Below are 13,211 nucleotides of genomic sequence, written 5' to 3'. Positions count from 1 at the left end.
ACCTGAATTATTATTCATACTTATATGAATTTTTCAGGTTAAAAACATTATTTTACTCAGTATTTTTATTCCTCATTTTTGGGCTTTATCTAAAAAATAGACCTGAATTTTGCCTCAGAAATTATTGAACCTTAATTTTTTTGGGGCTTATATTCTTCTGTCATTGATGTAGCTCCACTAAACATACTAGTCATTTTGTTTCTGGTATGTATTTCCCATTGGCTAATATCCTGATTGAATTTTATAGCGCCTCCAAACATATTGGTCATATCAGTAACATTACCTACTTGCCAGTTGCTTAAACTTTTATTGAAAGATGTGGCCTCATTAAACATACTAGCCATATCAGTAACATTATAAACCTCAAAATTGTTTAAATATCCATTAAAAGATGTAGCATTTGAAAACATCCTAGACATATTAGTAACATTAAAAGTATTCCAACTTGTTAAATCTTGATTAAAAGATGTAGCATTTGAAAACATGCCAGACATGTCAGTAACTTTGGAAATATCCCAACTACTTATATCAGAGTTAAATGATGTAGCGCCTAAAAACATGCCAGACATGTTAGTAACTTTGGAAACATCCCAATTACTTATGTCACTGTTGAAAGATGTAGCATTTGAAAACATTGAAGACATATTAGTAATTCCCTCTAAATTTGGAGTCTCTGAAGGTAGAGATTTCAACTCAGAACAAGATTTAAAATATCCTCCTTGATCACTGCCAAATTTTAAATTCCCCCAAGATGAAATACTTATTAATTGAATTGTTATTCCTCCATCATTTTCTGACATTTTTTCAAAGTTAAAGCCTTCGATTTGTCCTGTGATTGTCACAGTATACTCACCTTCTTTCTCATATGTATGAGTGTTATTAGTCCAAGAAGTAATTCTTTCGGATTTACCATCCCCCCAATCTACAGTAAAATCATACGTGCCATCATAATCTATGGGTAATTTTAATTTCTTATTACTCCCAACTTTCCATTTTGACACAAAATCTTTTGACAGAAGCGTCACTATTACAGTGTAATTTTTAACATAAGGCTTTAAATATTGATTTTTAATTGTGATAGTTTGAGAATAAGGAGAAGTAGACCCAGTAAAATTTAGAGGATAAGTGATTAAAGAACTAATGTTATCACCAGAAATAGAAGCATTTAAAGAACTTATATTAACCTGGTTAGCAACTGTGACAGTTATAGTATTATTCTCTTCATTAACAGTGCCAATATATTCTTCTATGCTAGAAGGAAAATTAGCCCCCGTATTTTGATCCTTACTAAACTTTAACTCCGTTATTCTCGGCTCCTTATAAACTCTTACGTTATACACTTTTCTCCCCCCCCCCCCCCCCCCCACGCAGGCCCTACAGCACTGTATTTTACAGGATTAGTATGAGAATTGCTAAAATCAGCAGAAGAAGTGTTAGCCTCAGTAGTGCCAATATCCCCACTATATATTTCTGTTCCATCAAGGTTATTATTGTCGGCTACAACAGTTGGTGTTAATCCTTCTAATATAGCATTATGAGCAACTTTAACAATTATTTCTCCTTCACTATGGTTAACTTCAACAACTATATTATTTCCAAGGTTTTTATCGGTGTTAGTAAATGTGAAACTTTGTATCTGAGGAACAGCATTTTGAGTTACAGTTACATTGTAAGTAACAATAGTTCCATCCTGAGCAGTAACTGTATAAGTTTTTTGACTACTAAAATCTTGCGCTATAGTAGCTTGGGGACTAACACTAGCTCCCTTATGTAATTCTATATGAGGCGTTAAATTAGTAAGTACTGCATTATGAGGGACATTAATAGTTATTGTATGATTATCCGAATCAGTAGTGCTAATAACACCACCTAATTCTTTAACAATTTTCCCAGTATTTAGATTGTCTCCTTCTGCTTTAAACTTAAAGGATATTAACTTAGATGATTTTAAATCTTTAATAATTATAACCTTGTATACTTTTTTTTGTCCATTTTTAGCGATTACTGTATACTCCGTTGCAGAATTTGCACTAAAGGTAATCCCCTTTTTTTCATTAGGAGAAAAACTAACACCAGAATGAACTATTGTAGGTTTCAAACCGCTTAAAGTTGCAGATTCAGATAGGTGTAGTGTTATGGTAGGAGGAGTGACCTTCTCATCGATAACACCATTTCTATTTGCAAAAATTTTCCCCTCATTTTTAGACTTCTCTAATATAAAACTACTAATAGAGCATTCTCGACTATCATTGTTTTTAACCTTATCACTCTTTATGCAGGACAGAATAAACACCGACAAAAACACAAAATAAAAAACACTCTTTACATGAGAAAAATAAAATGTCTTGGTAATCATATTTATTCCATTTAAATAAAATGAATACGAAGTTAACACTTTTTCTTTTAAATATGCTGACATAGTAGCGAAATACTTTTTAACCTAGATCATCCCAGATTATTCATGTTTATATTTCAATATTGTGCATAAAGTGTTAATTTTAAAGGGTTTTACCCCAAAATCAGCCACTTTACATAAAGTCCAAAAGTGGGGAATTAAAGTACATTATTTATAACCTGAATTAGATTGATAATTACTCAGAAATACTGAGTAAGATAATATTTTTAATTTGAAAAATTCATGTGACTATGAATAATCGGGGTTAAAATACTCACATACCAGTTATTAGAATGACTGTTTCCTGGGCGAAGTACAGGAAGAATAACCTGTCTGGTATCTCTATTATGAAAAAAATAGTTCATTGTACATGAACTTACCATAATAACCGTTAAACATTGACATTTGTTGATTGCCATGAGTTGCATCATTGGTTGAATCTACGTCGATAACTATTCTTTTACGAGCAGATAAACTTGAAATATATTTGTATAACCACGCATTACAAAGCTTAAAAATAGCCTGTTTATTCAAGCTGTTCTCAAATCTTGATATAGTGGCTGAGATGACAAATCACCCTGAAGAACATCTTTTTTAAATAAAGGGTCGTTCTGTAAATGGCTAACGTCATTGGTATCTTCATAACCTAACATTATCAATGAAAAATTTAATTCAACAGAAGTTTCCCTCTATAAAATAATATGTTTTTATTCCTCATTTTTGGACTTTATGTAAAGTGGCTGATTTTGGGGTAAAGCCCTTTAAAATTAACACTTTATGCATAATATTGAAATATATCTATGAATAATCCAGGTATCCTACTAACCTTTGTTTTTTTGAATATCCATACAAAACAAGTCTAAAAATAGACCTGAATTTTGCCTCAGAAATTCTTGAACCTTATTTTTTTTGGGGCTTATAGTCTTCTGTCATTGACGTAGCTCCAATAAACATATCAGTCATTGTATTACTCGTATGTATTTCCCATCGGCTAATATCCTGATTAAATTTTATAGCGTTTTTAAACATATTGTTCATATTAGTAACATTACCTACTTGCCAGTTGCTTAAACTTTTATTGAAAGATGTGGCTCCATCAAACATACCAGTCATATTTGTAACATTATCAACCTGAAAATTGTTTAAATATCCATTAAAAGATGTAGCATTTGAAAACATATTAGACATGTTAGTAACATTAAAAGTATTCCAACTTATTAAATCCTGATTAAAAGATGCAGCACTTGAAAACATGCCAGACATATCAGTAACTTTGGAAACATCCCAACTACTTATATCAGCGTTGAAAGATGTAGCGATATAAAACATCCATTCCATATTAGTAACACTAGATACGTCCCAATTACTTATATCACTGTTGAAAGATGTAGCACCAAAAAACATGTGAGACATATTAGTAATTCCCTCTAAATTTGGAGCCTCCAAAGGTAGAGATTTCAACTCAGAACAATGTTTAAAATATGCTCCATTATTGCCAAATTTTAAATTCCCCCAAGATGAAATACTCATTATTTGAGCATTAGTTATTGCCTTTTCTTCAAAGTTAAAACCTTCAATTCGTCCTGTGATTGTCACAGTATACTCACCTTCATTCTTATATGTATGAGAATTATTAGTCCAAGAAGTAATTCTTTCAGATTGACCATCCCCCCAATCTACAGTAAAATCATAATTACCATCATGATATATGGGTAATGTTAATTTCTCACCTTTCCCAACTTTCCATTTTGACACAAAATCTTTTGACAGACGGGTAAGTGTTACAGTATACTCTCTTGTATAAGACTCTAAATGTTCATTCTGAACTGTAATAGTTGTAGAATAAGGAGAAGTAGACCCAGTAAAATTTAGAGGATAAGTGATTAAAGAACTAATATTATCACCAGAAATAGAAGCGTTTAAAGAACTTATGTTAACTACTCCAGCAACTGTGGCAGTTATAGTATTATTTTCTTCATTAACAGTGCCAATATATTGTTCTATGCTAGAAGGAAAATTAGCCCCCGTATTTTGATCTTTACTAAACTTTAGCTCCGTTATTCTTGGCTCTTTATAAACCTTTACGTTATACACTTTTCTACCCCCAGCAGGCCCTACTGCACTATATTTTAGAGGAGTTATATGAGAATTGCTGAAATCATCAGAAGAAGTGTTAGCTTGAGTAGTACCAGTATCCCCACTATATACTTCCGTTCCATCAAGATTATTATGGTTCAAGACAACTTAAGGGGATTTTTTCTTATCCATTTTAACATACAAAAATACAAATTTTCATTTCGATAATTAAACCTCAATTCACACTCTTTTAGATGATAATAAAACTTGTGCTTATGGACTCCTCTAAACCTGGATAATCGAACTTTACATAGTCCCCAAAAATTCTCAATTCCATTAATGTGATTTACTCCTTTAGCAAATTCATTTTCACTATGTTTTACTCTATAATGCCTCTTATAACCATAGTTTACCAAGCCGTCATAAGACTTAAATCCATCAGTATAAATTGTACTTTCTTTACTTGCTCTGCTCTCTATAATAGGCATTATTACTGATGATGAGCAGTTTTTTACAATTTGTGTATAAACTTTACCCTCTCTCTTTAACATACCAAATACTGGAACTTTTCCTCCTGATCCTCGTCCCCTTTTTCCCCTAACTCGTTTAGCTCCAAAATAACTCTCATCTAATTCTATTTCCCCTTGATTAAAGGGACTTTCTTCTTCGCATTTTTGAACAATTAACAAACGTAATTTGTCAAAAATTTTGTTGATAGTATAACGACTTACATTAGTCAATTTACTAACTTTTTTCGCTTCAATATCTAGGCAAAATAACCGTAAAATAGACCTGAATTTTGCCTCAGAAATTCTTGAACGAATTATATACTTGGTTTTCATAGATAACATAAGGGGTTACACGCATGTAAATTTACCTTAAGTTGTCTTGAACCTTATTATTATCGGGTGTAACAGTTGGAAGTAAATCATTAAGCTGTGCATTATATGGAACTTTTACTATTATATCAGCATTATTCTTAATTGTAACAGTTACATTATTTCCAAGGTTTTTATTTGAATTATTAGAGTTGTTGGTATCAAAACTAAAAGTTTTTATCCTAGGTTCGGAGTTTCTAATTACTCTTACATTGTAGGTAACAATAGTTCCATCTTGAGCAGTAACTGTATAAGTTTTTTGACTACTAAAATCTTGCGCTATAGTAGCTTGGGGACTAACACTAGCTCCCTTATGTAATTCTATGTGAGGAGTTAAATTAGTAAGTACTGCATCATGAGGGATATTAATAGTTATTGTATGATTATCCGAATCAGTAGTGCTAATAACACCACCTAATTCTTTAACAATTTTCCCAGTATTTAGATTGTCCCCCTCTGCTTTAAACTTAAAAGATATTAAACTAGATGATTTTAAATCTTTAATAATTATAACCTTGTATACTTTTTTTTGTCCATTTTTAGAGATTACTGTATAATCCGTCGCAGAATTTGTACTAAAGGTAATCCCCTCTTTATCATTAGGGGAAAAACTAACACCAGAATGAACTATTGTAGGTTTCAAACCGCTTAAAGTTGCAGATTCAGATAGGTGTAGTGTTATGGTAGGAGGAGTGACCTTTTCATCTATAACGCCATTTCTATTTGCAAAAATTTTACCCTCATTTTTAGACTTCTCCAATATAAATTTACTAATAGAGCATTCTCCACTATCATTGTTTTTAACCTCATCATTGTCTTTAACCTCATCATTGTCTTTAACCTTAGTACTCTTTATGCAGGACAAAATAAACACCGACAAAAACGCAAAATAAAAAATACTTCTTACAATAGAAAAACAAAAAGTCTTGGTAATCATAACTATTCCAGTTAAATGTTAAAATACGAAGCTAACTCTTTTCTTTTGAATATGTTGAGATAGTAGCGAAATACTTTTCAACCTAGATCATCCCAGATTATTCATGTTTATATTTCAATATTGTGCATAAAGTGTTAATTTTAAAGGGTTTTAACGAAATCTAGGTCACTTGAATTATTTTTGGGATATATCATTATGAAAAATTAAAAATTTGAAGTGCGAAAATTATAGTTTTTTTTTAAAACTTGAGTTTAATCTAATTCAGATTACCAACTACGATAGCAACCTTTTTACTATTTGATTATTTTGGCGATTTTTGTAAAAAAAATGTTATTGTCAATTCATGAAATTGATGGAAAAATCTCTGAATACTCCTATAGAATACCTAAAGGGTATTGGTCCTCATAGAGCAAAATTTTTCAAGAAAGAACTAAATGTATCCACTTATGGTGATTTGATAGAATTTTTCCCTTATAAATACATAGATAAAAGTCAATTTTACACTATTTCGGAGATAAATGCTACTCAAAAAATAGAAGTGCAATTAATAGGAAGAATAACATCTCTGAAAAATATAGGTGAAGGCAAAAAAAGCAGATTATGTGCGACTTTCAAAGATGACACTGGAACTTTAGAATTGGTTTGGTTCAAAGGGATAAGCTGGATTAAAAACAACATAAAAATAGATGAGCGTTATGTAATCTTTGGAGTTCCAAATATTTTCAATGGAAAATACAGTATTGCGCATCCAGAAATGAGCACTTTGAGCGAATATAAAAAATCTCGCATTCCCATACAGGCTGTGTATCCATCTACAGAAGCTCTAGTGAAAGTTAAGATCAGTAGGAGATCTATGCAAAACGCTATGAAGAATCTCTTTGTAGAACTGAAAGGTGAAATAGAAGAAACCCTTACAAGTGAGATAATCGATTCCCTAAATATTATGAGCAAAAAAGCTGCTTTGATAAATGTTCATTTTCCAAAGACATTAGAGCTTTTAGCCAGAGCTCAGTACAGACTGAAATTTGAAGAGCTGTTTTTCATACAATTGGGATTGATAGATCAAAAAATATCAGATAAAAAAAAATACAAAGGGTATAGTTTCAATAAAATAGGAATCAAATTCAATGCTTTTTACAATGATATCCTTCCCTTTAGTCTGACACGAGCGCAGAAGAGAGTTATAAAAGAGATAAGGCGAGACCTAAATACAGGAGCTCAGATGAATAGATTATTACAAGGAGATGTGGGTAGCGGAAAGACCATAATCGCCGTATTGAGCATGTTAATAGCTATAGATAACGGATTTCAAGCTTGTATAATTGCTCCAACTGAAATATTAGCAATACAGCATTATACAAGCATCCAAGAAAGTGTAGAACAGTTAGGTATTAAAACGGAATTATTAACAGGATCAACTAGCACAAAAAATAGAAGGAATATACACGAGAATTTGTTACTGGGGACTTTGGATATCTTGGTAGGAACGCACGCTCTGTTCGAAGATGCGGTAGAATTCAAAAATCTAGGCATAGCCATCATAGACGAACAGCATAAATTCGGTGTAGCTCAAAGGGCTAGGATGTGGAAAAAGAATAAATTGCCTCCACATGTTTTAATAATGACAGCAACTCCTATACCCAGAACTCTGGCTATGAGTTTATACGGAAATTTAGACTTGTCTACAATAGATGAGCTGCCTCCCAATAGAAAGCCCATAAAGACTGTCCACAAATATGATTCTAATCGCTTAGCTGTATGGGGGTTCATTAAAGATGAAATAAAAAAAGGCAGACAAGTTTATGTAATCTATCCTCTCATAGAAGAGTCTGAAAAAATGGACTATAAAGATTTAATGGACGGATATGAGAGCATGTCGAGATATTTCCCCATGCCTGAATATCAGATTAGCATCGTTCATGGTAAGATGAGTTCAGCTGACAAAGAATTTGAAATGAATCGATTCTCCAAAGGGGAAACGCAAATAATAGTAGCCACTACGGTTATAGAAGTAGGTATAAATGTTCCAAATGCATCTGTTATGGTAATAGAGAGTGCTGAGCGATTTGGTCTTTCTCAATTGCATCAGCTAAGAGGTAGAATAGGAAGAGGGAGTCAGCAATCTTTTTGTGTTTTGATGAGTTCTTTCAAACTGTCTGATGAAGCCAAAATACGGTTAGATACTATGGTAAGGACAAATGATGGTTTCGAGATAGCCAATGTAGATTTAAAACTAAGAGGGCCAGGAAACCTAAAAGGCTTACAACAAAGCGGAGTATTAAAATTGAAAATAGCCGACATAACCAAAGATGGTGATATTTTAACCACGGCTAGATCCAAAGCTATGGAGATATTAAAAGACGATCCTCAATTGGAAAAAGACAAGAACAAAAGCATAAAAAAACAATATAGTATTATCAAGCAAACTACCAATGTATGGAGGAATATTAGTTGAATAAAACTCATTATTTATAATGCTTATAAATTGCAGGGTGTCGTTAAAAATTGACAAAAAAATTAATTCAATAGTTTAATTTCGCGCATCACGTTGTGATGTTCTATTACTTTTTCTGAAAAAAAATATGAAAAAAGAAACCCTTTCGATTATGCGTAAATGTTGTTTAGTTATAATATTTTTATTTTCAATTGCGTATAATTCATATTCTCAGGATAAGAAAGCGGGCAAAGCGTTGTTTAATTCTCTTTGTGCTTCTTGTCATAATTTAGACAAAAAGACTATCGGCCCCCCTCTTAGGGGCATCAGCCAAAAGAGATCGAAAGAGTGGTTACATTCTTGGATTATAGACAATGTAAAGCTTAGAGAGTCTGGTGATGTAGACGCTATAGCTATATTTGAGGAATACAACGGATCTCTCATGAGTCCCTTCCCTCAACTTTCAGATGCTGATGTCGACAATATACTAGCTCATCTGAATACTCCTAAGGAAGATAAAAACAATGTAGCGACTTCTAGTGGTGAAAAAAACACAGGCGGTGGAGGCAGCGACAAAGGTATATCTACAGAAGTATTCTTATCGGTTATAGTGGCTATCATGCTGTTGTTTACAGCTATGTTATTCAAATCTAAAAACGCTATAAAAGCTGCTAAGGGAGAACAGACATTTTCATTTTTTGGCAGCGTAAAAAATATCATTACCAAGTTTCTTAAAAATAAAAGACTACTAACGGTATTTATAATCATAATCATTTTTTCATTTCTCAGGTTGGGTTGGAATTGGCTGATGCAAGTAGGTGTAAATACTGGGTATGAGCCTATACAGCCTATAGCCTTTTCTCACAAGATACACGCTGGAGACAACAAGATAGATTGTATGTACTGTCACTCTAGTGTGAAATATTCTAAAACAGCGGGAATACCTTCTGTCAATGTGTGTATGAACTGTCACTTTTATATACAGGAGGGGACGAATACAGGGACTAAAGAAATAGCTAAAATATATAACGCTATAGGTTTCGATCCAGAAACGTCATCATATATAGAAAATTACGAACAAAAACCTATAAAATGGATCAAGGTTCACGATTTACAAGATTTTGTGTATTTCAATCACTCTCAGCATGTTAAGGTTGGAGGTATTGCCTGTGAGACTTGTCATGGTCCTGTAAAGGAAATGGATGACATGAGACAACATTCTGATTTAACAATGGGTTGGTGTGTAAATTGTCACAGAGAAACTCAGGTTAAAATGGAAGGTAATCCTTACTATGAGGACATTCATAATCAGATGAAAGAGAAACATAAAGGAAGTAAAATTACAGTTGATAAAATAGGAGGGTTGGAATGTGGCAAGTGTCACTACTAATTAAAGCCTTTTAAATAATTATCTAGATGATGTCTAATAAAAAGTATTGGAAGGGATTAGAGGAGCTCAAGCAAGGCTCTGAAGTGGTTGATAATATAAAGAACAGAGAGTTCTTAGAGTATATTCCCGTAGAAGATTTTTTAGGGAACAATCAAGAGGCTTTAAACAACTCGAATACCAGCCGTAGAGATTTCTTAAAATACGTCGGATTTAGCACTTTAACTGCTTCTTTGGCAGCTTGTGAAGGTCCAGTGGTAAAGAGTATTCCTTATGTGATAAAGCCTGAAGAGATAACTCCAGGGGTTCCAGATTATTACGCTTCAATTGTAAATAACGGTGAGGATCTCTCTTCAGTGTTGATTAAAAATAGAGAGGGTAGGCCTATTAAAATAGACCCTAACCCTTTGGCTCATGACTACGGATCTGTAAACGCTAGGATAGTTGCTTCTATACTTTCGTTGTATGATTCCGACAGGATGAAAGGTCCTAAGAAATTAGACGACATAACTTCGTGGAAGACCTTAAATAAAGACACAAAAGAGGCTCTAGAGAGAGCTAAAACTAATGGGAAGAAGTCTGTAATTCTAACGACCTCTCTAGTAGGGCCATCTACTAAATCTTTGATAAAAAAACTCAAAAATCATTACGGAGTAGAACACATCACATATGATGCTATTTCAGAATCTGCTGCAGTAACTGCTTTTGAGAGGAAATTTGGAATAAAAGCTCTATTGTCATACGACTTATCTAAAGCTAGTATTATACTGTCATTTGGGGCTGATATCTTAGGTGACTGGCAAGGTGGAGGTTTTGAAAGGAGCTATTCTAGCGGGAGATATCCAAAAGATGGACACATGTCTAGACATATACAGATAGAGTCTAATATGTCTATAACAGGAGCTAATGCGGATGAGAGAATTCCGGCTTCTCCTACCCAACAGAAATTTGCTCTAATCAATCTTTACAATATTCTCTCTGGGGAGAATCTGCCTAGTCAGAAGACTAGTATAGACGATCGTATAAAGGATATTGCCCAAGATATTAAAAAAGCAAAAAAATCTTCTTTTATAGCGGTTCATAGTGATGAGGTGAGTGTAAATCTCATAGCCATGGCTATAAACGAACTCCTAAATTCGGAGGTGGTAAGTAAAACACCTCGTTACGTTCGTACATCTACAAATGATGGGATAGAAGGGTTAGTATCGGATATGAATCAAGGCAATGTGGAGGTTTTGATAACCTCTTACACAAATCCTGTTTATACTCTTCCAAATGCTTCAGAGTTTATAGAAGGTTTAAAAAAAGTTGATTTTTCAGTGGGTTTTGCACAAAAAGAAGATGAAACAGTTTCTCTTATGAAATACAAAGCTCCTCAATCACACTTTTTAGAGAGTTGGGGAGATATCAATTTCTCTCTAGGAGCATACGGACTAATGCAGCCTGTGATTAGACCTCTATTCGATTCACTTCAATTAGAAGATTGTATGTTATCTTGGTTGGGTTCCACTGAGAGTTTTTACGATTATCTAAAAAGATACTGGGAGGAGAATATATTAGATTCTCTCTCTTGGAATACGGCTTTACACGATGGGATTCTCATCAAGAATGAGAAGGTAAATCTAAGTGATAATTCTATAGATCTACATGCGGAAGCTTCAAAAATAAAGCCTGGCAAAGGCACAGAATTACAATTGTATGGAAAAATAGGTATGGGTAATGGTTACCAAGCTAATAATCCTTGGTTACAAGAAATGCCAGACCCTATAACTAGGACTACTTGGGATAATTACTTAACTATCTCTATCAAGCAAGCAAATGAATTAGGCTTAAAAAACTGGAATGTATCTAATGGAGCTCTAAATGGAGATAAAGTGGATCTAACTGTCGATGGTCTAACTATAAAAGGGATTCCAGTTATTGTACAACCTGGACAAGCTTATAAAACCGTTGGGCTTTCCTTTGGATACGGCAGAAAAAAAGCTATTAAAAGCCCTATGGAGGTAGGGGTAAATGCTTATCCTCTATATAAGAACTTCAATTCTGTACAGACAGATGTTTCTATAGAAAAGTCTTCTGATGGACATCATGAATTTGCATGTATACAGTTACACAATACCCTTATGGGTAGAGGAGATGTAGTCAGGGAAACCACATTAGACTCATATATAAACAAATCTAAAAGCCAATGGAATCCAGAGGTTGCTCTCGATACACATAAAGGAGTTAAAAATGTAAATGAGATAGATCTTTGGGATTCAGTAGATAGATCTATAGGTCATCATTTTAAGCTCTCTATAGATTTGAATACGTGTACTGGATGTGGAAGCTGTATCATAGCCTGTCAGGTAGAAAATAACATTCCAGTTGTGGGCAAAGAGGAGATGAGAAATAGTAGGGATATGCATTGGTTGAGAATAGATCGCTATTATTCTTCTAAAAGCTCGTTTGAAGAAGATACTCACACAAAAGACAACGCTAGTGGTCTAGCAGAAAGTATAGCAGAATTAACATCTTTAGAAGATGCTTCTGAAAATCCAGAGGTAGTATTTCAGCCTGTTATGTGTCAGCACTGTAACCATGCTCCTTGTGAGACGGTGTGTCCTGTGGCAGCTACTTCTCATGGTAAGCAAGGTCAAAATCAAATGGCATATAACCGTTGTGTGGGAACTAGATACTGTGCTAATAACTGCCCTTATAAAGTCAGACGTTTCAACTGGTTTAATTACTCTAAAAATGATGCCTTTGATTTTAACATGAATGATGACCTAGGGAGAATGGTTTTAAATCCAGATGTGGTAGTTAGATCTAGGGGAGTTATGGAAAAGTGTTCTATGTGTATACAAACTACTCAATATGTCATTCTAGAGGCCAAGAGAGAGGGTAGGAAGTTAGTCGATGAAGATTTTAAAAACTCTGTAGCATGTGCTTCTTGTTGTCCTACTGACTCTATGGTATTTGGAGATGTAAATAATCCAGATAGCACTATTGCTCAAAAGGAAAAAGATGATAGGAGATATTACTTGTTAGAACATGTGGGAACTAAACCTAATGTGATGTATCAAGTAAAAGTGAGAAATAAAAAAGTTTGATAAAATAAAGAT

9 protein-coding genes are annotated in these 13,211 nt (G+C 33.6%); 3 read left to right on the top strand and 6 right to left on the bottom strand.

Features of this window, described 5'->3' with window-relative positions; all coding sequences use genetic code 11:
* Positions 1-131 precede the first annotated feature (131 nt).
* The 6 genes from JBKA6_RS01315 to JBKA6_RS01290 form a co-directional block, all read right to left on the bottom strand.
* Complete coding sequence (locus JBKA6_RS01315) at positions 132-1,340, bottom strand: BspA family leucine-rich repeat surface protein (RefSeq protein WP_096685085.1); 1,209 nt, start codon at positions 1,338-1,340, stop codon at positions 132-134.
* A complete protein-coding gene (locus JBKA6_RS01310) occupies positions 1,328-2,419 on the bottom strand; it encodes a DUF5018 domain-containing protein (RefSeq protein WP_096685083.1) in 1,092 nt (363 codons plus the stop codon). Before JBKA6_RS01310 ends, JBKA6_RS01315 begins: the two co-directional genes overlap by 13 nt.
* Before the next feature lie 321 nt (positions 2,420-2,740).
* Positions 2,741-2,950, bottom strand: a complete 210-nt coding sequence (locus JBKA6_RS01305; RefSeq protein WP_262490693.1) for a transposase — start codon at positions 2,948-2,950, stop codon at positions 2,741-2,743.
* A gap of 345 nt (positions 2,951-3,295) precedes the next feature.
* Entirely contained in the window at positions 3,296-4,633 is a 1,338-nt protein-coding gene (locus JBKA6_RS01300; RefSeq protein ID WP_096685078.1) for a BspA family leucine-rich repeat surface protein, read from the bottom strand.
* Positions 4,630-5,322 carry an IS1595-like element ISIse1 family transposase gene (locus JBKA6_RS01295; protein WP_086558007.1) on the bottom strand — a complete coding sequence of 231 codons (693 nt, stop codon included), beginning with the start codon at positions 5,320-5,322 and terminating at the stop codon, positions 4,630-4,632. The genes JBKA6_RS01300 and JBKA6_RS01295 overlap by 4 nt, the downstream gene beginning before the upstream one ends.
* Before the next feature lie 22 nt (positions 5,323-5,344).
* Positions 5,345-6,229: a DUF5018 domain-containing protein gene (locus tag JBKA6_RS01290; protein WP_157776861.1), complete on the bottom strand. Its 885-nt coding sequence runs from the start codon at positions 6,227-6,229 to the stop codon at positions 5,345-5,347.
* A 409-nt stretch (positions 6,230-6,638) separates the two neighbouring features.
* Between JBKA6_RS01290 and recG the strand changes: the two genes are divergently transcribed.
* From recG to JBKA6_RS01275, 3 genes are all read left to right on the top strand, one after another.
* Positions 6,639-8,741: an ATP-dependent DNA helicase RecG gene (recG, locus tag JBKA6_RS01285; protein WP_096685071.1), complete on the top strand. Its 2,103-nt coding sequence runs from the start codon at positions 6,639-6,641 to the stop codon at positions 8,739-8,741.
* Positions 8,742-8,868: 127 nt separating this feature from the next.
* Positions 8,869-10,110 (top strand): c-type cytochrome, encoded by a 1,242-nt coding sequence (locus JBKA6_RS01280; RefSeq protein WP_096685067.1) that lies wholly within the window; start codon positions 8,869-8,871, stop codon positions 10,108-10,110.
* Positions 10,111-10,139: 29 nt separating this feature from the next.
* On the top strand, positions 10,140-13,199 hold the full coding sequence (locus JBKA6_RS01275) for a TAT-variant-translocated molybdopterin oxidoreductase (RefSeq protein ID WP_317044160.1): 3,060 nt from the start codon (positions 10,140-10,142) through the stop codon (positions 13,197-13,199).
* The last annotated feature ends 12 nt before the right edge of the window (positions 13,200-13,211 follow it).

The organism is Ichthyobacterium seriolicida (assembly GCF_002369955.1).
GTDB lineage: Bacteria > Bacteroidota > Bacteroidia > Flavobacteriales > Ichthyobacteriaceae > Ichthyobacterium > Ichthyobacterium seriolicida.
This window is presented reverse-complemented; position numbering and strand designations above follow the sequence as displayed.

Excerpts from the sequence above, each read along its gene's own strand:
- JBKA6_RS01310 (WP_096685083.1), bottom strand. The coding sequence starts at position 2,419 with ATGTCAGCATATTTAAAAGAAAAAGTGTTAACTTCGTATTCATTTTAT.
- JBKA6_RS01295 (WP_086558007.1), bottom strand. The coding sequence starts at position 5,322 with ATGTTATCTATGAAAACCAAGTATATAATTCGTTCAAGAATTTCTGAG.
- recG (WP_096685071.1), top strand. The coding sequence starts at position 6,639 with ATGGAAAAATCTCTGAATACTCCTATAGAATACCTAAAGGGTATTGGT.
- JBKA6_RS01280 (WP_096685067.1), top strand. The coding sequence starts at position 8,869 with ATGAAAAAAGAAACCCTTTCGATTATGCGTAAATGTTGTTTAGTTATA.
- JBKA6_RS01275 (WP_317044160.1), top strand. The coding sequence starts at position 10,140 with ATGTCTAATAAAAAGTATTGGAAGGGATTAGAGGAGCTCAAGCAAGGC.